This window comes from Streptococcus sp. 68 (assembly GCF_013277415.1).
GTDB lineage: Bacteria > Bacillota > Bacilli > Lactobacillales > Streptococcaceae > Streptococcus.
Genome location: NZ_VMMX01000005.1, coordinates 178813 through 201192, shown reverse-complemented (window position 1 = coordinate 201192; position 22380 = coordinate 178813). Strand labels below are relative to the sequence as shown.

General features: G+C 40.7%; 19 protein-coding genes. All 19 read left to right on the top strand.

The window, feature by feature from the left end; translation table 11 throughout:
* The first annotated feature begins 41 nt into the window (after positions 1 to 41).
* The 19 genes from secA to HT720_RS03175 all read left to right on the top strand — a co-directional run bounded on the left by secA (position 42) and on the right by HT720_RS03175 (position 22373).
* A complete protein-coding gene (secA, locus tag HT720_RS03265) occupies positions 42 to 2555 on the top strand; it encodes a preprotein translocase subunit SecA (RefSeq protein ID WP_173274696.1) in 2514 nt (837 codons plus the stop codon).
* Between the two features lie 80 nt (positions 2556 to 2635).
* Positions 2636 to 3667: a 3-deoxy-7-phosphoheptulonate synthase gene (locus HT720_RS03260; RefSeq protein ID WP_173274695.1), complete on the top strand. Its 1032-nt coding sequence runs from the start codon at positions 2636 to 2638 to the stop codon at positions 3665 to 3667.
* 1 nt (position 3668) lies between these two features.
* Positions 3669 to 4700, top strand: coding sequence for a 3-deoxy-7-phosphoheptulonate synthase (locus tag HT720_RS03255; RefSeq protein WP_050091698.1), 1032 nt, complete (start codon positions 3669 to 3671; stop codon positions 4698 to 4700).
* Positions 4701 to 4744: 44 nt separating this feature from the next.
* On the top strand, positions 4745 to 5107 hold the full coding sequence (acpS, locus tag HT720_RS03250) for a holo-ACP synthase (protein ID WP_000635003.1): 363 nt from the start codon (positions 4745 to 4747) through the stop codon (positions 5105 to 5107).
* On the top strand, positions 5097 to 6200 hold the full coding sequence (gene alr / locus HT720_RS03245; RefSeq protein WP_173274694.1) for an alanine racemase: 1104 nt from the start codon (positions 5097 to 5099) through the stop codon (positions 6198 to 6200). Before acpS ends, alr begins: the two co-directional genes overlap by 11 nt.
* A gap of 18 nt (positions 6201 to 6218) precedes the next feature.
* Positions 6219 to 8234, top strand: coding sequence for an ATP-dependent DNA helicase RecG (gene recG, locus HT720_RS03240; protein WP_173274693.1), 2016 nt, complete (start codon positions 6219 to 6221; stop codon positions 8232 to 8234).
* 577 nt (positions 8235 to 8811) lie between these two features.
* The gene (locus HT720_RS03235; RefSeq protein WP_173274692.1) at positions 8812 to 9792 is read left to right on the top strand and encodes an acetylxylan esterase; all 981 of its coding nucleotides are present in this window, start codon (positions 8812 to 8814) and stop codon (positions 9790 to 9792) included.
* A gap of 930 nt (positions 9793 to 10722) precedes the next feature.
* A complete protein-coding gene (locus HT720_RS03230) occupies positions 10723 to 11175 on the top strand; it encodes a YhcH/YjgK/YiaL family protein (protein ID WP_000587470.1) in 453 nt (150 codons plus the stop codon).
* Between the two features lie 18 nt (positions 11176 to 11193).
* Positions 11194 to 12531, top strand: a complete 1338-nt coding sequence (locus HT720_RS03225) for a sugar ABC transporter substrate-binding protein (protein ID WP_000738775.1) — start codon at positions 11194 to 11196, stop codon at positions 12529 to 12531.
* 78 nt (positions 12532 to 12609) lie between these two features.
* A complete protein-coding gene (locus HT720_RS03220) occupies positions 12610 to 13494 on the top strand; it encodes a sugar ABC transporter permease (RefSeq protein WP_000237985.1) in 885 nt (294 codons plus the stop codon).
* Entirely contained in the window at positions 13494 to 14327 is an 834-nt protein-coding gene (locus HT720_RS03215) for a carbohydrate ABC transporter permease (RefSeq protein ID WP_000730332.1), read from the top strand. The genes HT720_RS03220 and HT720_RS03215 overlap by 1 nt, the downstream gene beginning before the upstream one ends.
* A gap of 230 nt (positions 14328 to 14557) precedes the next feature.
* Positions 14558 to 15661: a Gfo/Idh/MocA family oxidoreductase gene (locus tag HT720_RS03210; RefSeq protein ID WP_173274691.1), complete on the top strand. Its 1104-nt coding sequence runs from the start codon at positions 14558 to 14560 to the stop codon at positions 15659 to 15661.
* 179 nt (positions 15662 to 15840) lie between these two features.
* Positions 15841 to 16539, top strand: coding sequence for an N-acetylmannosamine-6-phosphate 2-epimerase (locus tag HT720_RS03205; RefSeq protein WP_173274690.1), 699 nt, complete (start codon positions 15841 to 15843; stop codon positions 16537 to 16539).
* 114 nt (positions 16540 to 16653) lie between these two features.
* The gene (locus HT720_RS03200) at positions 16654 to 17982 is read left to right on the top strand and encodes an ABC transporter substrate-binding protein (protein ID WP_173274689.1); all 1329 of its coding nucleotides are present in this window, start codon (positions 16654 to 16656) and stop codon (positions 17980 to 17982) included.
* A gap of 221 nt (positions 17983 to 18203) precedes the next feature.
* A complete protein-coding gene (locus HT720_RS03195) occupies positions 18204 to 19070 on the top strand; it encodes a sugar ABC transporter permease (protein ID WP_173274789.1) in 867 nt (288 codons plus the stop codon).
* Between the two features lie 15 nt (positions 19071 to 19085).
* Positions 19086 to 19925 (top strand): carbohydrate ABC transporter permease, encoded by an 840-nt coding sequence (locus tag HT720_RS03190; RefSeq protein WP_001192009.1) that lies wholly within the window; start codon positions 19086 to 19088, stop codon positions 19923 to 19925.
* 125 nt (positions 19926 to 20050) lie between these two features.
* The gene (locus HT720_RS03185; protein ID WP_000575436.1) at positions 20051 to 20503 is read left to right on the top strand and encodes a YhcH/YjgK/YiaL family protein; all 453 of its coding nucleotides are present in this window, start codon (positions 20051 to 20053) and stop codon (positions 20501 to 20503) included.
* A 134-nt stretch (positions 20504 to 20637) separates the two neighbouring features.
* Positions 20638 to 21282, top strand: a complete 645-nt coding sequence (locus tag HT720_RS03180; RefSeq protein WP_173274688.1) for a YesL family protein — start codon at positions 20638 to 20640, stop codon at positions 21280 to 21282.
* Between the two features lie 173 nt (positions 21283 to 21455).
* A complete protein-coding gene (locus HT720_RS03175; protein ID WP_001281495.1) occupies positions 21456 to 22373 on the top strand; it encodes a dihydrodipicolinate synthase family protein in 918 nt (305 codons plus the stop codon).
* The last annotated feature ends 7 nt before the right edge of the window (positions 22374 to 22380 follow it).

Genomic DNA, 22380 nt, shown 5'->3' with positions numbered 1-22380 from the left:
AGAACATTCTAAAATATTCGGAATTTAAAGTAAGGAAAAACATGGCTAATATTTTAAAAACAATTATCGAAAATGATAAAGGAGAAATCCGTCGTCTGGAAAAGATGGCTGACAAGGTTTTCAAATACGAAGACCAAATGGCTGCTTTGACAGATGACCAACTAAAAGCAAAAACAGTTGAATTTAAAGAACGTTATCAAAATGGAGAATCGCTGGATTCATTGCTTTATGAAGCATTTGCGGTTGTCCGTGAGGGTGCCAAACGTGTCCTAGGTCTCTTCCCATATAAGGTTCAGGTCATGGGGGGAATCGTTCTTCACCATGGTGACGTGCCAGAAATGCGTACAGGGGAAGGGAAAACCTTGACTGCGACCATGCCGGTATACCTCAATGCCCTTTCAGGTAAAGGGGTTCACGTAGTTACGGTCAATGAATACCTATCAGAACGTGACGCGACTGAGATGGGTGAATTGTACTCATGGCTTGGTTTGTCAGTAGGGATTAACTTGGCTGCCAAATCTCCAATGGAGAAAAAAGAAGCCTATGAGTGTGATATTACTTACTCAACCAACTCAGAAATCGGATTTGACTACCTTCGTGACAACATGGTCGTTCGTGCTGAAAACATGGTACAACGTCCGCTTAACTATGCCTTGGTCGATGAGGTTGACTCAATCTTGATTGATGAGGCCCGTACACCTTTGATCGTATCAGGTGCTAACGCAGTTGAAACCAGTCAGCTCTACCACATGGCAGACCACTATGTGAAATCTTTGGACAAAGACGACTACATCATCGATGTGCAGTCTAAGACTATTGGTTTGTCTGATTCAGGGATTGACAAGGCTGAAAGTTACTTCAAGCTTGAAAACCTTTATGACATTGAAAACGTAGCTCTGACTCACTTTATCGATAACGCCCTTCGTGCCAACTACATCATGCTTCTCGATATTGACTATGTGGTCAGCGAAGAGCAAGAAATCTTGATTGTCGACCAATTTACAGGTCGTACCATGGAAGGTCGTCGTTATTCTGATGGCTTGCACCAAGCTATTGAAGCCAAAGAAGGTGTGCCAATTCAGGATGAAACCAAGACATCTGCCTCAATCACTTACCAAAACCTTTTCCGTATGTACAAGAAATTGTCTGGTATGACAGGTACAGGTAAGACTGAGGAAGAAGAATTCCGTGAAATCTACAACATTCGTGTTATTCCAATCCCAACCAACCGTCCTGTTCAACGTATTGACCACTCAGACCTTCTTTATGCAAGTATCGAGGCTAAGTTTAAGGCGGTTGTCGAAGATGTTAAGGCTCGTTACCAAAAAGGTCAGCCTGTCTTGGTTGGTACAGTAGCGGTTGAAACTAGTGATTACATTTCTAAGAAATTGGTTGCAGCTGGCGTTCCTCACGAAGTCTTGAATGCCAAAAACCACTATAGAGAAGCCCAAATCATCATGAATGCTGGGCAACGTGGTGCCGTTACCATCGCGACTAACATGGCCGGTCGTGGTACCGACATCAAGCTTGGTGAAGGGGTTCGCGAATTGGGAGGACTTTGTGTGATTGGTACAGAACGCCATGAAAGCCGTCGTATCGATAACCAGCTTCGTGGACGTTCAGGTCGTCAAGGAGACCCAGGTGAGTCACAATTCTACCTCTCTCTTGAAGATGACTTGATGAAACGTTTTGGTTCTGAACGCTTGAAAGGCATCTTTGAACGCTTGAATATGTCTGAAGAGGCGATTGAGTCTCGTATGTTGACGCGTCAGGTTGAGGCAGCGCAAAAGCGTGTTGAAGGAAATAACTATGATACCCGTAAACAAGTCCTTCAATACGACGATGTCATGCGTGAACAACGTGAGATTATCTATGCTCAACGTTATGATGTCATCACTGCAGACCGTGACTTGGCACCTGAAATTCAGTCAATGATCAAGCGCACGATTGAACGTGTCGTTGATGGTCATGCGCGTGCCAAACAAGATGAAAAACTAGAGGCAATTTTGAACTTTGCTAAGTACAACTTGCTTCCAGAAGATTCTATTACGATGGAAGACTTGTCAGGCTTGTCTGATAAGGCCATTAAGGAAGAACTCTTCCAACGTGCCTTGCAAGTTTACGATAGTCAGGTTTCAAAACTACGCGATGAAGAAGCAGTCAAAGAATTCCAAAAAGTCTTGATTCTACGAGTGGTAGATAACAAGTGGACAGATCATATCGATGCCCTTGATCAATTGCGTAATGCGGTTGGACTTCGTGGCTATGCTCAGAATAACCCTGTTGTTGAGTATCAGGCAGAAGGTTTCCGTATGTTTAATGACATGATTGGTTCGATTGAGTTTGATGTGACACGCTTGATGATGAAAGCACAAATTCATGAACAAGAAAGACCACAGGCAGAACGCCATATCAGTACAACAGCGACTCGTAATATTGCTGCCCACCAAGCAAATATGCCAGAAGATTTGGATTTGAGCCAGATTGGACGCAATGAACTTTGCCCATGTGGTTCTGGTAAGAAGTTTAAAAACTGTCACGGTAAAAGACAATAAAATGAGATAGTTTAGAGGCGGATACCTTGTGAAAAGTAAATTTTTACTTGGTATCTGTTTGCTTTATAAGGAGATGAGTTATGGTATTTACAGCAAAAAGTCCTAAAATCAATATTGAAGAAGTTCGTGCCTTATCAAAATTAGAAGGTCAAGCTTTGGAGAGAAAATCTCAGCGCGATCAAGAGCTAGAAGCCATTATACGTGGAAAAGACCAGCGAATTCTCTTGGTAATCGGGCCATGCTCATCTGACAATGAAGAAGCTGTTCTTGAATACGCTAAGCGTTTGGCAGCTTTGCAAGAAGAAGTGGCAGACCGTATCTTTATGGTTATGCGTGTTTACACTGCCAAACCCCGTACCAACGGAGATGGCTATAAGGGCTTGATTCACCAGCCTAATGCGACAGAAGCCCCTAGCCTCATCAACGGAATCAAAGCCGTTCGACATCTTCATTATCGTGTCATCACGGAAACAGGTATGACTACTGCTGATGAAATGCTTTATCCTGAAAATCTACCGCTTGTAGATGATTTGATTTCTTACATGGCAGTTGGTGCACGTTCGGTTGAAGACCAGCAACACCGCTTTGTGGCAAGTGGAGCAGATTTCGCGACTGGGTTTAAAAATCCAACCTCTGGAAATCTCAATGTTATGTTTAATGGGATTTATGCTGCTCAAAACAAACAAAGTTTCCTTTTCCTAGGAAAAGAAGTGGAAACAACTGGTAACCCGCTTTCACATGCCATTCTTCGTGGTGCTCTTAATGAATATGGAAAAAATATTCCCAACTACTATTATGACAATTTAATTGACACCATTGCCCAGTATGAGAAAATGGGCTTGGAAAATCCTTTTATCATCATTGATACCAATCATGACAATTCTGGTAAGCAGTATATGGAACAGATCCGAATTGTCCGCCAGACCTTGATTAACCGTGCTTGGAATGAAAAAATCAAGCAGTTCGTTCGTGGTTTTATGATTGAGTCTTATCTGGAAGATGGTCGACAAAATGAGCCAGAAGTATTTGGCAAATCTATCACAGACCCTTGCCTGGGTTGGGAAAATACGGAAGCCCTTGTCAGAGAAATTTACAAAACGTTAGGAGAATAAGATGGCATTTATTGAAAAAGGTCAAGAAATCGATATGGAAGTCATCAAGGCTGAAACCCAATTGTCTGCGGAAGCCTTGAGACTCAAGGAAAGCCGTGACAGGGAATTGGCAGACATTATTTCAGGGGAAGATGACCGTATCCTCTTGGTGATTGGTCCTTGCTCTTCTGATAATGAAGAGGCGGTCTTGGAATATGCCCGCCGTTTGTCAGCTTTGCAAAAGAAGGTGGCGGACAAGATTTTCATGGTTATGCGCGTGTATACTGCTAAACCTCGTACCAATGGAGACGGCTATAAAGGGTTGGTGCACCAGCCAGATACTTCTAAGGCTCCAAGCCTGATTAACGGTTTGCAGGCTGTGCGCCAGTTGCACTACCGCGTGATTACAGAGACTGGCTTGACAACGGCAGATGAGATGCTTTATCCGTCAAATCTGATTTTGGTGGATGACTTGGTCAGCTACCATGCCGTTGGAGCTCGTTCTGTGGAAGACCAAGAGCACCGCTTTGTGGCTTCTGGGATTGATGCACCAGTAGGGATGAAAAATCCAACCTCAGGAAATTTGGGTGTTATGTTTAACGCCATCTATGCTGCTCAAAACAAGCAAACTTTCCTTTATCATGGGCAAGAGGTTGAGACTTCAGGTAATCCTTTATCCCATGTCATCCTCCGTGGAGCAGTTAACGAGTATGGCAATTATATGCCGAATTACTACTATGAAAACCTACTCCAAGCCATTGAACGCTATGAAACTATGGGACTTGAAAATCCTTTTATCCTCATCGACACCAACCATGATAACTCCGGCAAGCAGTATATGGAGCAGATTCGAATTGTTCGTCAGACCTTGCAAAATCGTGATTGGAATGAGAAAATCAAAAAGACGGTTCGAGGCTTTATGATTGAATCTTACCTAGCAGATGGTCGTCAAAACCAACCAGAGGTCTTTGGTTGCTCTATTACCGATCCTTGCTTGGGTTGGGAAAATACAGAGGCCTTGGTAGAAGAGATTTATGCTACCTTGACAAAATAAGTGAAAAGGATGGAGTTGGGGAATCTCAACTCCTTTTGATGAGAATGATAGTTGGACACGGAATTGACATCGAAGAATTGGCTTCGATAGAAAGTGCAGTTACACGCCATGAAGGATTTGCTAAGCGCGTGCTGACCGCTAAGGAAATGGAGCGGTTTAACAGTCTTAAAGGGCGCAGGCAGATTGAATATTTGGCTGGTCGCTGGTCGGCTAAGGAGGCCTTTTCCAAGGCTATGGGAACGGGTATTGGAAAACTAGGTTTTCAGGATTTGGAAGTCTTGAACAATGAACGCGGGGCGCCTTATTTTAGTCAGGCACCATTTTCAGGAAAAATTTGGCTCTCTATCAGCCACACCGATCAGTTTGTGACAGCCAGTGTCATTTTGGAGGAAAATCATGAAAGCTAGTCCGCATAGACCAACCAAGGCTCTGATTCATCTGGGAGCTATTCGACAAAATATTCAGCAAATGGGGGCTCATATTCCTCAAGGAACGCTCAAGTGGGCAGTGGTCAAGGCTAATGCCTATGGGCATGGGGCTGTTGCTGTTGCGACGGCTATTCAAGATGATGTAGATGGTTTTTGCGTTTCGAATATTGATGAAGCCCTTGAACTCAGACAGGCTGGACTCAGCAAGAAAATCCTTATTTTAGGAGTTTCTGAGCTAGAAGCTGTTGCTCTAGCTAAAGAATACGACATCACCTTGACGGTGGCTGGGCTGGAGTGGGTTCAAGCCCTCTTAGATAGGGAAGAAGACCTAACTGGATTGACAGTCCATCTCAAGATTGACTCAGGAATGGGACGGATTGGTTTTCGAGAGGCTCGTGAGGCTGAGCAGGCTCAAGATTTGCTCCAACAACACGGTGTTCGTGTTGAAGGAATCTTTACCCACTTTGCTACTGCAGACGAGGAATCAGATGACTACTTTAATGCCCAGTTAGAGAGATTTAAAACTATTTTGGCCAGTATGAAGGAAGTGCCAGAGCTAGTTCATGCTAGTAACTCTGCAACGACTCTTTGGCATGCAGAGACTATTTTCAATGCAGTTCGTATGGGAGATGCCATGTATGGTCTCAATCCTAGCGGAGAGGTTTTGGACTTACCCTATGACTTGAGACCAGCCTTGACCTTGGAATCTGCCCTGGTTCATGTCAAGACAGTCCCAGCTGGATCTTGCATGGGTTACGGGGCGACCTATCAGGCAGATAGCGAGCAAGTCATCGCGACCGTGCCAATCGGCTATGCAGATGGATGGACACGAGATATGCAAAATTTCGCTGTCTTGGTAGATGGCCAAGCTTGCCCAATTGTCGGCAGGGTTTCGATGGACCAAATCACTATTCGATTGCCTAAGCCTTACCCACTCGGAACCAAGGTAACCTTGATTGGCTCCAATGGGGATAAGGAAATCACTGCAACTCAGGCAGCGACCTACCGCGGAACCATTAACTATGAGGTGGTTTGTCTTCTCAGCGACCGCATTCCGAGAGAATATGATTAGAAAAGAAAGGAGTGGAGCATGAATCTACATCAACCCTTGCATGTCTTACCTGGTGTGGGACCAAAGTCAGCAGAAAAATACGCCAAACTAGGAATTGAAAATTTGCAAGACCTCTTGCTCTACTTTCCTTTCCGTTATGAAGATTTCAAGACCAAGCAAGTATTGGAACTAGAAGACGGTGAAAAGGCGGTTCTGTCTGGTCAAGTCGTGACTCCTGCCAGTGTCCAGTATTATGGTTTCAAGCGCAATCGTCTGCGCTTTAGTCTTAAGCAGGGAGAAGTTGTTTTTGCCGTGAACTTCTTTAACCAACCCTACCTAGCTGATAAGATAGAGTTGGGAGCAACTCTTGCTGTCTTTGGAAAATGGGACCGTGCCAAGGCTAGTCTGACTGGGATGAAGGTCCTAGCTCAGGTGGAAGATGACCTCCAACCTGTCTATCGTCTGGCTCAGGGAATCAGTCAGGCCAGTCTGGTCAAGGTCATCAAAACGGCCTTTGATCAGGGACTGGACCTCTTGATTGAGGAAAATCTGCCCCAGTCTTTGCTGGACAAATACAAACTCATGTCCCGTTGTCAGGCAGTCCGAGCCATGCATTTCCCCAAGGATTTGGCAGAATATAAGCAGGCTCTTCGCCGTATCAAGTTTGAGGAACTCTTTTACTTTCAAATGCAGTTACAGACGCTCAAGTCTGAAAATAGAGTTCAGGGAAGCGGTCTGGTTCTGAATTGGTCTCAGGAAAAGGTGACAGCAGTCAAGGAAAGGCTGCCTTTTGCCCTGACCCCAGCTCAAGAAAAGAGTTTGCAGGAAATTTTAACCGATATGAAGTCGGACCATCACATGAATCGTCTCCTGCAAGGGGATGTGGGGAGCGGAAAAACAGTGGTCGCTGGTTTGGCTATGTTTGCGGCAGTGACAGCTGGTTATCAGGCTGCCCTCATGGTACCAACAGAAATCCTCGCAGAGCAACATTTTGAGAGTTTGAAGAGTCTCTTCCCAGACCTAAAACTCGCTCTCTTGACAGGTTCCTTGAAAGCTGCAGAAAAGAGAGAAGTCTTGGAGACCATTGCCAAGGGTGAGGCTGATTTGATTATCGGAACCCATGCTCTGATTCAGGATGGGGTAGATTATGCTCGTTTGGGCTTGATTATCATCGATGAGCAGCACCGTTTTGGTGTGGGGCAAAGGCGTATTTTACGGGAAAAAGGGGACAATCCTGACGTTCTCATGATGACGGCGACTCCCATTCCTCGAACGCTGGCTATCACAGCCTTTGGTGATATGGATGTTTCCATTATCGACCAGATGCCAGCAGGGCGGAAGCCTATTGTGACGCGCTGGATCAAGCATGAGCAACTACCTCAGGTCTTGAATTGGTTAGAGGGAGAAATCCAAAAAGGTTCTCAAGCCTATGTCATCTCTCCCTTGATTGAAGAATCAGAAGCTCTGGATTTGAAAAATGCCATTGCCTTATCAGAAGAGCTGACAGCTCATTTTGCAGGTAGGGCAGAAGTGGCTCTTCTACATGGTAAGATGAAGAGTGATGAAAAAGACCAGATTATGCAGGAGTTCAAAGAGAGAAAGACGGATATTCTGGTTTCGACGACGGTTATCGAGGTAGGGGTCAATGTTCCTAATGCGACTGTCATGATCATCATGGATGCCGATCGTTTCGGTCTCAGCCAGCTTCATCAGCTTAGAGGTCGTGTCGGTCGAGGAGACAAGCAGTCCTATGCTGTTCTCGTTGCTAATCCCAAGACGGATTCTGGGAAAGACCGCATGCGCATCATGACAGAAACAACCAATGGATTTGTCCTTGCGGAGGAAGATTTGAAAATGCGTGGTTCAGGTGAGATTTTTGGAACCAGACAGTCAGGTCTTCCAGAGTTCCAAGTGGCTGATATTATCGAAGATTTTCCGATTTTAGAAGAAGCCAGAAAAGTTGCTAGCTACATTAGTTCTATAGAAGGCTGGCAAGAGGATCCGGAGTGGCGCATGATTGCCCTTCATCTGGAAAAGAAAGAACATCTGGATTAAGCTTTCTCTAAGGAAAACTTAAGTTAGCTTTCAGGTTTGGCCCTTATACTAGAGTCATCAAAAAGAAACGAGGACTCTCACATGACAGTAACGATTAAAGTAAATTACCAAACTACTTTCCAAAAGAAGGAAGCAAAAAACTAGTGTAAACAGAAGAAAGAGCGAAAATGCTCTTTTTTCGTTACACAGAAGCTTGGCAAGAGGATCCAGAGTGGCGCATGATTGCCCTTCATCTGGAAAAGAAAGAACATCTGGATTAAGCTTTCTCTAAGGAAAACTTAAGCTAGCTTTCAGATTTGACCCTTATACTAGAGTCATCAAAAAGAAACGAGGACTCTCACATGACAGTAACGATTAAAGTAAATTACCCAAGCACTTTTCAAAAGAAGGAAGCAAAAAACTAGTATAAACAGAAGAAAGAGCGAAAATGCTCTTTTTTCGTTTCTGAAACTACTTTCAGTCAATAGGCTTGAAGGAAGAAAAGCTAAATTCACTTTCTATTTACCCTTCTTTCTTGCATTGCTTCCCTAGATGTGCTACAGTGGTGCTAGCGATTACAAAACAAAAGGAGCATGCTATGAAAAATCCAACTTTGTTAGAAGAGATTAAGACCTATCTAGGAAGGGATGAGGTTCCAGAGGACTTTGACGCTTTCTGGGATGAGGAAGTGAAAAAAGTTTCCACGCTTCCAGCCTACCACTTGGAGGAAAGAAATTTCCACATTACGCAAGTCAAGTGCTATGAGTTAACCTTTGAAGGAACTAATGAAGGCAAGGTCTATGCACGCGTTGTTCTTCCAAAGAGTGAGGAGAAGGTTCCACTAATCTTCCATTTCCATGGTTATATGGGACGTGGTTGGGATTGGGCAGACATGCTGGCCTTCACCGTGGCTGGTTACGGTGTTGTTTCAATGGATGTGCGGGGGCAGTCAGGTTATTCGCAAGACGGTTTGCGTTCTCCTCTAGGAAATACGGTTAAGGGGCATATCATCCGTGGTGCTGTGGAGGGTCGGGAGCACCTCTTTTATAAGGATGTTTATCTGGATATTTACCAGTTGGTTGAAATTATTGCTAGTCTGCCTCAGGTAGATGAGAAGCGTCTTTCTAGCTATGGTGCCTCACAAGGAGGAGCCTTAGCTCTGGTTGCGGCAGCGCTCAATCCTCGGATTCAGAAAACAGTTGCCATCTATCCCTTCTTGTCAGACTTTAGACGAGTTCTTGAGATTGGGAATACTAGCGAGGCTTACGACGAACTTTTCCGTTATTTCAAGTTTCACGATCCTTTTCATGAAACAGAGGAGGAAATCATGGCTACCCTTGCCTATATCGATGTGAAAAATCTTGCCCATCGTATCAAGGGTGAGGTTAAGATGATTACGGGCTTGGACGACGATGTTTGCTATCCTATTACCCAGTTTGCGATTTACAATCGTTTGACCTGTGATAAGGCTTATCGCATCATGCCCGAGTATGCTCATGAAGCCATGAATGTTTTTGTCAACGACCAAGTCTACAACTGGCTCTGTGGGAGTGAGATTTCTTTTAAATATCTAAAATAAGGAGTCGACTCTAAGCACAAAACCTTAAAAAACACAAACACGCATAGTATCAGGTGTTGAACAAGCTTGATACTATGCGTTTTATAGTGCATTGAATCTATATTAGGACATTACAATTCTTAAATCATTGTTAGAAATTAATTTTACTTTCCCAATCGATTTATTCTCATTTTATTTCAATCTGCTATATTTCCTTCATTTTCTCCTAAAATTGACTTTCTTGTTTCTTATCTTGTCCACTCGAAACAGGTCTTGCAAGAAACCTACTTATTTTTGAAAGTACTTTTAATGTAGTTGATATAGTTAAAAAGATTTGAAACTAAATTCCAAATTAGAAAAAGACTTGAAATGCTAAAAAAAAAAGTATACTCTAATTGAAAACGGTAACAAAACTAATTTAGAGTATTTCTCTCTTAAAAGTTTTTGGTGAAACGAGATGTAGAAAGGAGATTTAGCCAAAGAGTCTATTAGTGCTAGAATAATAGATTAGAATTATTTTAGAAAAACGAAGTAAGCAGCTTATAAATTCAACTCCCCAAATAGATTCATACTAGTGTCTTTTGAAAAAAATGAAGGGCGACTTCCTTCATGAATATCAATTTCATCTATAAGGAAGGTAGCTCATTGAACTAACTTATTTATTCTGTTTGTCGCTAGAAAAATCAGACCTCCTTGTGAAGATTGAGGAGATACTGAATGAAAATCAAAGAAGAAACTAGCAAGCTAGCAGTAGATTGCCCAAAACACCGCTTTGAGGTTGTAGATAAGACTGACCTATATAATTCAAGGTGAAGCGACTGTGGTTTGAAGAGATTTTCAAAGAGTATAGGCTAGAGAGTGTAGTGTTTTTATGTCCTTCTAGTAGAAAATGCTAGACAGAAGAATGGGGAACTTGGATAGGAAAAATAGATTGAGAAAGGAGGATAGGGTATGATTATTACAAAAATTAGCCGTTTAGGAACTTATGTGGGAGTAAATCCACATTTTGCAACATTAATAGATTTTCTAGAAAAAACAGGACTAGAAAATTTAACAGAAGGTTCGATTGCTATCGATGGTAATCGATTGTTTGGGAATTGCTTTACTTATCTAGCAGATGGTCAAGCAGGGGCTTTCTTTGAAACACACCAAAAATATTTGGATATTCATTTAGTTTTGGAAAACGAAGAAGCCATGGCTGTTACGTCGCCGGAAAATGTAAGCGTTACCCAAGAGTATGATGAAGAGAAGGATATTGAATTATACACAGGGAAAGTGGAACAGTTGGTTCATTTGAGAGCTGGCGAATGCCTCATCACTTTTCCAGAAGATTTACATCAACCCAAGGTTCGTATAAATGATGAACCTGTGAAAAAAGTTGTCTTTAAAGTTGCGATTTCTTAATGTAGAAAGGGAAGAACGATGAAAAAAATGAGAAAGTTTTTATGTCTAGCTGGAGTTGCGCTAGCAGCCGTTGCCTTGGTAGCTTGTTCAGGAAAAAAAGAAGCAACAACTAGTACTGAACCACCGACAGAATTATCTGGTGAGATTACAATGTGGCACTCCTTTACTCAAGGACCACGTTTAGAAAGTATTCAAAAATCAGCAGATGCTTTCATGCAAAAGCATCCAAAAACGAAAATCAAGATTGAAACATTCTCTTGGAATGACTTCTATACTAAATGGACTACAGGTTTAGCAAATGGGAATGTGCCAGATATCAGTACAGCTCTTCCTAACCAAGTAATGGAAATGGTAAACTCAGATGCTTTGGTTCCGTTAAACGATTCTATCAAGCGTATTGGACAGGATAAATTTAACGAAACTGCCTTAAATGAAGCAAAAATCGGAGATGATTACTACTCTGTTCCTCTTTATTCACATGCACAAGTTATGTGGGTTAGAACTGATTTGTTAAAAGAACATAATATTGAGGTTCCTAAAACTTGGGATCAACTCTATGAAGCTTCTAAAAAATTGAAAGAAGCTGGAGTTTATGGCTTGTCTGTTCCGTTCGGAACAAATGACTTAATGGCAACACGTTTCTTGAACTTCTACGTACGTAGTGGTGGAGGAAGCCTCTTAACAAAAGATCTTAAAGCAGATTTGACAAGCCAACTTGCTCAAGATGGTATTAAATACTGGGTTAAAATGTATAAAGAAATCTCACCTCAAGATTCTTTGAACTTTAATGTCCTTCAACAAGCTACCTTGTTCTATCAAGGAAAAACAGCATTTGACTTTAACTCTGGCTTCCATATCGGAGGAATTAATGCCAACAGTCCTCAATTGATTGATTCGATTGATGCTTATCCTATTCCAAAAATCAAAGAGTCTGATAAAGATCAAGGAATTGAAACCTCAAACATTCCAATGGTTGTTTGGAAAAATTCAAAACATCCAGAAGTTGCTAAAGCATTCTTAGAATCACTTTATAATGAAGAAGACTACGTTAAATTCCTTGATTCAACTCCAGTAGGTATGTTGCCAACTATTAAGGGGATTAGCGATTCTGCAGCCTATAAAGAAAATGAAACTCGTAAGAAATTTAAACATGCTGAAGAAGTGATTACTGAAGCTGTTAAAAAAGGTACTGCTATTGGTTATGAAAATGGACCAAGTGTACAAGCTGGTATGTTGACTAACCAACACATTATTGAACAAATGTTCCAAGATATCATTACAAATGGAACAGACCCTATGAAAGCAGCAAAAGAAGCAGAAAAACAATTAAACGATTTATTTGAGGCTGTTCAGTAGATGTAAAAGACTAGAAAATAGGTGGGCTAGTGAGCTGAAAAGCCCTAGCCCAATCTTGTAAAAGAAGGGAGAAGGAGAATGGTTAAAGAACGTAATTTAACTCGCTGGATATTTGTTTTGCCAGCTATGATTATCGTAGGATTACTCTTTGTTTATCCGTTTTTCTCGAGTATTTTTTATAGCTTTACCAATAAGCATTTGATTATGCCTAATTATAAATTTGTTGGTTTAGCTAACTATAAAGCTGTGCTATCAGATCCCAACTTCTTTAATGCGTTCTTTAATTCAATTAAGTGGACCATTTTCTCATTAGTTGGTCAAGTTTTAGTAGGGTTTGTATTGGCTTTAGCTCTTCACAGAGTACGCCACTTTAAGAAATTATATAGAACCTTATTGATTGTTCCTTGGGCATTTCCTACAATCGTTATTGCCTTTTCTTGGCAGTGGATTCTAAACGGGGTTTATGGCTACTTACCTAATCTAATCGTAAAATTAGGTTTAATGGAACATACACCTGCATTTTTGACAGATAGTACATGGGCCTTCCTATGTTTGGTGTTTATCAACATTTGGTTTGGAGCACCGATGATTATGGTTAATGTACTTTCAGCTTTGCAAACAGTACCCGAAGAACAATTTGAGGCTGCTAAGATAGATGGTGCTTCAAGTTGGCAAGTGTTCAAATTTATCGTCTTTCCACATATTAAAGTGGTTGTAGGGCTTCTAGTTGTTTTGAGAACTGTATGGATCTTTAACAACTTTGACATTATCTACCTCATTACTGGTGGTGGACCAGCCAATGCTACAACGACGCTTCCAATTTTTGCTTACAACCTAGGTTGGGGAACTAAATTGTTGGGTCGTGCTTCAGCAGTTACGGTATTGCTCTTTATCTTCTTGGTGGCGATTTGCTTTATCTACTTTGCTATCATCAGTAAGTGGGAAAAGGAGGGTAGAAAATAATGAAGAAGAAATCCGGTATTTATTTAGATATTCTCTCACATGTACTCTTGATTGGTGCGACCATTGTTGCAATTTTCCCATTGGTATGGATTATCATATCTTCTGTCAAGGGGAAAGGGGAATTAACTCAGTATCCAACACGATTTTGGCCTGAACAGTTTACATTAGATTATTTTACTCATGTTATCAACGATTTGCACTTTATTGATAACATTCGAAACAGTTTAATCATTGCCTTAGCTACAACTGTTATTGCGATTATTATTTCTGCTATGGCAGCCTATGGTATTGTTCGATTCTTCCCTAAATTGGGAGCAATCATGTCAAGACTACTCGTCATTACCTACATTTTCCCACCAATTTTGTTAGCAATTCCCTATTCAATTGCCATTGCTAAAGTTGGATTAACAAATAGTTTATTTGGCTTAATGATGGTTTATCTATCTTTTAGTGTTCCATATGCGGTTTGGCTTTTAGTTGGATTTTTCCAAACAGTTCCAATTGGAATTGAAGAAGCAGCTCGAATTGATGGTGCGAATAAATTTGTTACGTTTTATAAAGTTGTGCTACCGATTGTAGCACCAGGTATTGTAGCAACAGCTATTTATACATTTATCAATGCTTGGAATGAATTCTTGTATGCCTTGATTTTGATTAACAATACAGGAAAGATGACAGTAGCAGTAGCCCTTCGATCACTTAATGGTTCAGAAATCTTAGACTGGGGAGATATGATGGCAGCATCTGTTATTGTAGTTCTTCCATCAATCATTTTCTTCTCTATCATCCAAAATAAAATTGCAAGTGGATTATCAGAAGGATCTGTGAAGTAATACTCAATGAAAATCAAAGAGCAAACTAGGAAACTAGCCGCAGGCTGCTCAAAGTACAGCTTTGAGGTTGCAGATAAAACCGACGAAGTCAGCTCAAAACACGTTTTTGAGGTTGTAGATGAAACTGACGAAGTCAGTAACCATACGCACAGCAAGGCGACGTTGACGCGGTTTGAAGAGAAGTATAAGTTAAAATTAGAAAGTTTATTCAATAATAAAGGAGAAAAAACATGGTTAAATACGGTGTTGTTGGAACAGGGTATTTTGGAGCTGAATTGGCTCGCTATATGCAAAAGAATGATGGAGCAGAGATTACTCTTCTCTATGACCCAGATAATGCAGAGGCGATTGCAGAAGAATTGGGAGCAAAAGTAGCAAGTTCCCTAGATGAGTTGGTTTCTAGCGATGAAGTAGATTGTGTTATCGTCGCAACTCCAAATAATCTTCATAAGGAACCGGTTATTAAGGCTGCACAACATGGTAAAAATGTTTTCTGTGAAAAACCAATTGCGCTTTCTTATCAAGATTGTCGCGAGATGGTAGATGCATGTAAAGAAAACAATGTAACCTTTATGGCAGGACATATTATGAACTTCTTCAATGGTGTCCATCATGCAAAAGAACTAATTAATCAAGGAGTTATCGGAGACGTTCTATATTGTCACACAGCTCGTAATGGTTGGGAAGAACAACAGCCGTCAGTATCATGGAAAAAAATTCGTGAAAAATCAGGTGGTCACTTGTATCACCATATTCATGAATTGGATTGTGTCCAATTCCTTATGGGTGGCATGCCTGAAACTGTAACCATGACGGGTGGAAATGTAGCCCATGAAGGTGAACATTTCGGTGATGAAGATGATATGATTTTTGTCAATATGGAATTTTCTAATAAGCGTTTTGCCTTGTTAGAATGGGGGTCAGCTTATCGTTGGGGTGAACATTATGTCTTAATCCAAGGAACGAAAGGCGCTATCCGCCTAGACTTATTCAACTGTAAAGGAACTCTTAAGCTAGATGGGCAAGAAAGCTATTTCTTGATTCATGAATCGCAAGAAGAAGATGATGATCGTACTCGTATCTATCATAGTACAGAGATGGACGGAGCAATTGCTTATGGTAAACCAGGTAAACGTACTCCATTATGGTTATCATCTGTGATTGACAAAGAAATGCGATATCTGCATGAGATTATGCAAGGAGCTCCAGTATCAGAAGAATTTGCAAAACTATTGACTGGTGAAGCTGCTCTAGAAGCAATTGCTACTGCAGATGCTTGTACCCAATCTATATTTGAAGATCGCAAAGTAAAATTGTCAGAAATTGTAAACTAAATTTTGGTATTCTCCTATTATAGGTCGACTTGCTCCTCTGAAAGTACTTTTAGAGGAGCTGTTTGACTTGGCTAGTTTTTGAAACTGAAATCTATTGTACTACAAACTCTTGAAAGCGTTTTATTTTTAAGGTATAATAATCTTATAGAAACAAAGAAAAAGGAAAAGGAGGTAAGAGGATGCCACATATTAGCAAAGAAGCCTTGATTGAGCAAATCAAAGATGGAATCATCGTTTCTTGTCAGGCTCTTCCTCATGAACCGCTTTATACAGAAGCGGGAGGGGTGATTCCCTTGCTGGTCAAAGCGGCTGAGCAAGGTGGAGCAGTCGGTATCCGAGCCAATAGTGTTCGCGATATCAAGGAAATCAAGGAAGTCACCAAACTTCCGATTATTGGAATAATCAAACGAGATTATCCGCCACAAGAACCCTTCATCACGGCTACAATGAAAGAAGTTGATGAATTGGCAGAACTGGACATCGAGGTGATTGCTCTGGATTGTACCAAGCGTGAACGATACGATGGCTTGGAAATTCAAGAGTTCATTCGTCAGGTTAAGGAGAAATATCCTAAACAGCTCTTGATGGCAGACACCAGTACTTTTGAAGAAGGATTGGCAGCGGTCGAAGCAGGAATTGACTTTGTCGGAACAACCTTATCAGGCTACACATCCTACAGTCCAAAAGTAGACGGCCCAGATTTTGAACTCATCAAAAAACTCTGCGATGCCGGTGTAGATGTCATTGCAGAAGGGAAAATTCATACACCAGAACAAGCCAAACAAATCCTTGAATATGGAGTGCGAGGTATCGTTGTTGGTGGCGCTATTACTAGACCAAAAGAGATTACAGAACGCTTTGTTGCTGGTCTCAAATAACACAATCTTAAAACAGAGGAGAGTGGTGGATGAGTAGGATGGAATGAAATCGCATACAAGAAATAAAGAACTCATTATCCAAGTTGGATACGCTTATTACATAGGAGAATACAGATGAAATTTAGAAAATTAGCTTGTACAGTACTTGCGAGTGCTGCGGTTCTTGGTCTTGCTGCTTGTGGCAATTCTGGCGGAAGTAAAGATGCTGGCAAATCAGGTGGTGACAGTGCCAAAACAGAAATCACTTGGTGGGCATTCCCAGTATTTACCCAAGAAAAAACTGGTGACGGTGTTGGAACTTATGAAAAATCAATCATCGAAGCTTTTGAAAAAGCCAATCCAGATGTAAAAGTGAAATTGGAAACCATCGACTTCAAGTCAGGTCCTGAAAAAATCACAACAGCTATCGAAGCTGGAACAGCTCCAGACGTACTCTTTGATGCACCAGGACGTATCATCCAATACGGTAAAAACGGTAAATTGGCTGAGTTGAACGATCTTTTCACAGATGAATTTGTTAAAGATGTCAACAATGAAAACATCGTACAAGCAAGTAAAGCTGGAGACAAGGCTTACATGTATCCAATTAGTTCTGCTCCATTCTACATGGCAATGAACAAGAAAATGTTAGAAGATGCTGGAGTGGCAAACCTTGTAAAAGAAGGTTGGACAACTGATGATTTTGAAAAAGTTTTGAAAGCGCTTAAAGACAAAGGCTACACACCAGGTTCATTGTTCAGTTCTGGTCAAGGGGGAGACCAAGGAACACGTGCCTTCATCTCAAACCTTTACGGCGGTTCTGTAACAGATAAAGATGTAACAAAATATACAACTGATGATCCTAAATTCGTCAAAGGTCTTGAAAAAGCAACTGGCTGGATTAAAGACAATTTGCTCAATAATGGTTCACAATTTGACGGTGGAGCAGATATCCAAAACTTTGCCAACGGTCAAACATCTTACACAATCCTTTGGGCACCAGCTCAAAACGGTATCCAAGCTAAACTCTTGGAAGCAAGTAAAGTAGAAGTGGTAGAAGTACCATTCCCATCAGATTCAGGCAAACCAGCTCTTGAATACCTTGTAAACGGATTTGCAGTATTCAACAACAAAGACGACAAGAAAGTTGCAGCATCTAAGAAATTCATCCAATTTATTGCGGATGACAAAGAATGGGGTCCAAAAGACGTTGTTCGTACAGGTGCCTTCCCAGTTCGTACATCATTTGGCAAACTTTATGATGACAAACGTATGGAAACAATCAGTGGTTGGACTAAATACTACTCACCATACTACAACACTATCAATGGTTTTGCTGAAATGAGAACACTTTGGTTCCCAATGTTGCAATCTGTATCAAATGGTGACGAAAAACCAGCGGACGCTTTGAAAGCCTTCACTGAAAAAGCGAACGAAACAATTAAAAAAGCTACAAAACAATAAGCACTAAATCAGATTGACTCCTCCCTTTTCCCTGTGCATAGCCTATGTAAGAAAAGGGAGGATTTTATTTGAAATGTAAGGAACTGTCACGAAATTAAAATGAAGTTCTTACATAAGCTAATCTTAAAAAATTTCATTTTGATTTTAAAACAGTTCAAGAAAATCCAAAATATTCTATTTGTGAAAGAGAGGTGCCGACTGTGAAAGTCAATAAAATTCGTATGCGGGAAACAGTGATTTCCTACGCTTTCCTAGCACCAGTATTATTCTTCTTTGTCATCTTTGTATTGGCTCCTATGATTATGGGATTCATTACAAGTTTCTTTAATTACTCTATGACAAACTTTGAGTTTGTAGGCTTAAACAACTATATCCGTATGTTTAAAGACCCTGTCTTTATGAAGTCTTTGATCAACACGGTTATCCTGGTTATTGGATCTGTACCAGTTGTTGTTCTATTCTCGCTCTTTGTAGCATCGCAGACCTATCATCAAAATGCCATTGCCAGATCTTTCTACCGTTTCGTCTTCTTCCTTCCTGTTGTAACAGGTAGTGTTGCCGTAACAGTTGTATGGAAATGGATCTATGACCCACTATCAGGGATTCTAAACTTTGTCCTTAAGTCAAGTCATATCATCAGCCAGAACATTTCTTGGCTGGGAGACAAACACTGGGCTTTGATGGCGATTATGATTATCCTTTTGACAACTTCAGTTGGTCAGCCGATTATCCTTTATATCGCTGCTATGGGGAATATTGACAATTCATTGGTTGAAGCGGCGCGTGTCGACGGTGCAACTGAGTTTCAAGTCTTCTGGAAGATTAAATGGCCAAGCCTTCTTCCAACAACTCTTTATATTGCAATCATTACAACAATTAACTCATTCCAGTGTTTTGCCTTGATTCAGCTTTTGACATCTGGTGGTCCAAACTACTCAACAAGTACACTTATGTATTACCTTTACGAAAAAGCCTTCCAATTGACAGAGTATGGCTATGCCAACACCATCGGTGTCTTCTTGGCAGTCATGATTGCTATCGTAAGTTTTGTTCAATTTAAAGTACTCGGAAACGACGTAGAATACTAAAGAAAGGAGACAGCTATGCAATCTACAGAAAAAAAACCATTAACAGCCTTTACTGTTATTTCAACAATCATTTTGCTCTTGTTGACTGTGCTGTTCATCTTTCCATTCTACTGGATTTTGACAGGGGCATTTAAATCACAACCTGATACAATCGTTATTCCTCCTCAGTGGTTCCCTAAAATGCCAACCATGGAAAACTTCCAACAACTCATGGTGCAAAACCCTGCTATGCAATGGATGTGGAACTCAGTATTTATCTCATTGGTAACTATGTTCTTAGTCTGTGCAACTTCATCTCTAGCAGGTTATGTATTGGCTAAAAAACGTTTCTATGGTCAACGTATCCTCTTTGCAATCTTTATTGCTGCTATGGCTCTTCCAAAACAAGTTGTCCTTGTACCATTGGTACGTATCGTCAACTTCATGGGAATTCATGACACTCTTTGGGCAGTTATCTTGCCTTTGATTGGATGGCCATTTGGTGTCTTCCTCATGAAACAATTTAGCGAAAACATCCCAACAGAGTTGCTTGAATCAGCTAAAATCGATGGTTGTGGTGAGATTCGTACTTTCTGGAGCGTAGCCTTCCCAATTGTAAAACCAGGGTTTGCGGCTCTTGCAATCTTTACCTTCATCAATACTTGGAACGACTACTTCATGCAGTTGGTTATGTTGACTTCACGTAACAATTTGACCATCTCACTTGGGGTTGCGACCATGCAGGCTGAAATGGCAACCAACTATGGTTTGATTATGGCAGGAGCTGCCCTTGCTGCTGTGCCAATCGTAACAGTCTTCCTTGTCTTCCAAAAATCCTTCACACAAGGGATTACTATGGGAGCGGTCAAAGGATAAGAAACGATTTCTTTTACAGTATCAATTGGCTATTGCTAGCACTATCTAAAAGCCTCCGACAGTAAATGACACTGTTGGAGGTGTTAGTTTTAATCGCTTAATGACGATTTTTAAAGGAGAAAATAATGATTTTTGACGATTTGAAAAATATTAGCTTCTATAAAGGGATTCATCCCAATCTTGACAAGGCAATTGATTATCTTTATGAACATCGTAAAGATTCATTCGAGTTAGGAAAATATGATATTGATGGTGATAAGGTCTTTCTAGTTGTTCAAGAAAATGTCCTAAATAAAGCTGAAAATGACCAGTTTGAACATCACAAGAACTATGCAGACTTGCATTTGTTGGTAGAAGGGCATGAATATTCGAGCTACGGTTCACGTATCAAAGACGAGGCAGTAGCATTTGACGAAGCAAGTGACATTGGTTTTGTCCATTGTCATGAACACTACCCACTCTTGTTGGGTTATCACAATTTTGCGATTTTCTTCCCAGGAGAGCCACATCAACCAAATGGTTATGCAGGTATGGAAGATCAAGTTCGCAAGTATTTGTTTAAAATTTTAATTGATTAGAATGATCAGCAGAGATAGCTGATGACTATCTTACTAAGCACTTTTGAAAATTGAGTTTAAGAGTTGAATCTTATCAATTGATAAATCGGAATGATTTAGCAAGTGATATAAATTAAATTATAGGGGGAGCAAACATGTCACAAAAAGGAAGAAGTCTCATCAAGGCTGCATTTGATACAGATAATTTTCTCATGCGAATTAGTGAGAAGGTTTTAGATATTGTAACAGTCAATCTTCTCTTTGTAGTAACTTGTTTGCCAATCGTAACGATTGGAGTGGCTAAAATCAGCCTCTACGAGACCATGTTCGAAGTTAAGAAGAGCAGACGTGTTCCAGTTTTTAGAACCTATCTAAGAGTTTTCAGGCAAAATTTGAACCTAGGTTTTCAGTTGGGGATGTTAGAATTAGGAATTGTATTTCTAACCCTTTCAGATCTCTATCTTTTCTGGGGTCAAACAGCTTTGCCCTTCCAATTGGTTAAAGCTATTTGTCTAGGTATTCTGATTTTCCTTACCATTGTGATGTTGGCTAGCTATCCTATCGCTGCGCGCTATGACCTATCTTGGAAAGAAATTCTTCAAAAAGGATTGATGTTGGCTAGTTTTAACGCTCCTTGGTTTATCTTGATGATTGCAATTATCTTTTTGATTTTGATGATTCTATATCTATCAGCCTTTACCCTTCTATTGGGAGGATCAGCTTTTATTCTCTTTGGTTTTGGATTTCTTGCTTTTTTACAAGTGGGAGTGATGGAAAAGCTATTTGCTAAGTATGAGTAAGGGGTGCAATTATTTCTGAAACTACTTTCAAACGCTCCAAACGCTATTCTATAAGCGAGAAACTAAAATCTAAGTGTCTATAAGATATTGAAAGCCTTTTTGGTAAAGTGTATACTAAAGAAGTAAAGAAAGAATCTGCTTTAGCAGAAAATAGAAATAATAGGAGAAAATCTATGTCAGATTTAAAAAAATACGAAGGTGTCATTCCGGCCTTCTACGCATGTTATGATGATCAAGGAGAAGTAAGCCCAGAGCGCACACGTGCCTTGGTTCAATACTTCATTGATAAAGGTGTTCAAGGTCTTTACGTCAATGGTTCTTCTGGTGAATGTATCTACCAAAGCGTTGAAGACCGCAAGTTAATTTTGGAAGAAGTCATGGCAGTTGCCAAAGGTAAATTGACCATCATTGCTCATGTTGCCTGCAACAATACTAAAGATAGTATGGAACTGGCTCGCCACGCAGAAAGCTTGGGTGTAGATGCCATTGCAACGATTCCGCCGATTTATTTCCGCTTGCCAGAATACTCAGTTGCTAAATATTGGAACGATATCAGTTCTGCAGCTCCAAACACAGACTACGTGATTTACAACATTCCTCAATTGGCAGGGGTTGCTTTGACTCCAAGCCTTTACACAGAAATGTTGAAGAATCCTCGTGTTATCGGTGTGAAGAACTCTTCAATGCCAGTTCAAGATATCCAAACCTTTGTAAGCCTTGGTGGGGAAGACCATATCGTCTTTAACGGTCCAGATGAACAGTTCCTAGGTGGTCGCCTCATGGGTGCCAAAGCTGGTATCGGTGGTACATATGGTGCTATGCCAGAACTATTCTTGAAACTCAATCAGTTGATTGCAGATAAAGATTTGGAAACAGCGCGTGAATTGCAGTATGCTATCAACGCTATCATTGGTAAATTGACTGCTGCACATGGTAATATGTATGGTGTCATTAAAGAAGTCTTGAAGATCAATGAAGGCTTGAATATTGGTTCTGTACGTTCACCATTGACGCCAGTAACGGAAGAAGATCGTCCAGTTGTAGAAGCAGCTGCAGCCTTGATTCGCGAAACCAAGGAGCGCTTCCTCTAATCCATAA

Coding starts and splice junctions, on each gene's coding strand:
- HT720_RS03185 (WP_000575436.1), top strand. CDS start 20,051: ATGATTTTTGACGATTTGAAAAATATTAGCTTCTATAAAGGGATTCAT.
- HT720_RS03255 (WP_050091698.1), top strand. CDS start 3,669: ATGGCATTTATTGAAAAAGGTCAAGAAATCGATATGGAAGTCATCAAG.
- HT720_RS03205 (WP_173274690.1), top strand. CDS start 15,841: ATGCCACATATTAGCAAAGAAGCCTTGATTGAGCAAATCAAAGATGGA.
- HT720_RS03235 (WP_173274692.1), top strand. CDS start 8,812: ATGAAAAATCCAACTTTGTTAGAAGAGATTAAGACCTATCTAGGAAGG.
- HT720_RS03230 (WP_000587470.1), top strand. CDS start 10,723: ATGATTATTACAAAAATTAGCCGTTTAGGAACTTATGTGGGAGTAAAT.
- acpS (WP_000635003.1), top strand. CDS start 4,745: ATGATAGTTGGACACGGAATTGACATCGAAGAATTGGCTTCGATAGAA.
- recG (WP_173274693.1), top strand. CDS start 6,219: ATGAATCTACATCAACCCTTGCATGTCTTACCTGGTGTGGGACCAAAG.
- HT720_RS03260 (WP_173274695.1), top strand. CDS start 2,636: ATGGTATTTACAGCAAAAAGTCCTAAAATCAATATTGAAGAAGTTCGT.
- HT720_RS03175 (WP_001281495.1), top strand. CDS start 21,456: ATGTCAGATTTAAAAAAATACGAAGGTGTCATTCCGGCCTTCTACGCA.
- HT720_RS03220 (WP_000237985.1), top strand. CDS start 12,610: ATGGTTAAAGAACGTAATTTAACTCGCTGGATATTTGTTTTGCCAGCT.
- alr (WP_173274694.1), top strand. CDS start 5,097: ATGAAAGCTAGTCCGCATAGACCAACCAAGGCTCTGATTCATCTGGGA.
- HT720_RS03190 (WP_001192009.1), top strand. CDS start 19,086: ATGCAATCTACAGAAAAAAAACCATTAACAGCCTTTACTGTTATTTCA.
- HT720_RS03180 (WP_173274688.1), top strand. CDS start 20,638: ATGTCACAAAAAGGAAGAAGTCTCATCAAGGCTGCATTTGATACAGAT.
- HT720_RS03225 (WP_000738775.1), top strand. CDS start 11,194: ATGAAAAAAATGAGAAAGTTTTTATGTCTAGCTGGAGTTGCGCTAGCA.
- secA (WP_173274696.1), top strand. CDS start 42: ATGGCTAATATTTTAAAAACAATTATCGAAAATGATAAAGGAGAAATC.
- HT720_RS03210 (WP_173274691.1), top strand. CDS start 14,558: ATGGTTAAATACGGTGTTGTTGGAACAGGGTATTTTGGAGCTGAATTG.
- HT720_RS03195 (WP_173274789.1), top strand. CDS start 18,204: ATGCGGGAAACAGTGATTTCCTACGCTTTCCTAGCACCAGTATTATTC.
- HT720_RS03215 (WP_000730332.1), top strand. CDS start 13,494: ATGAAGAAGAAATCCGGTATTTATTTAGATATTCTCTCACATGTACTC.
- HT720_RS03200 (WP_173274689.1), top strand. CDS start 16,654: ATGAAATTTAGAAAATTAGCTTGTACAGTACTTGCGAGTGCTGCGGTT.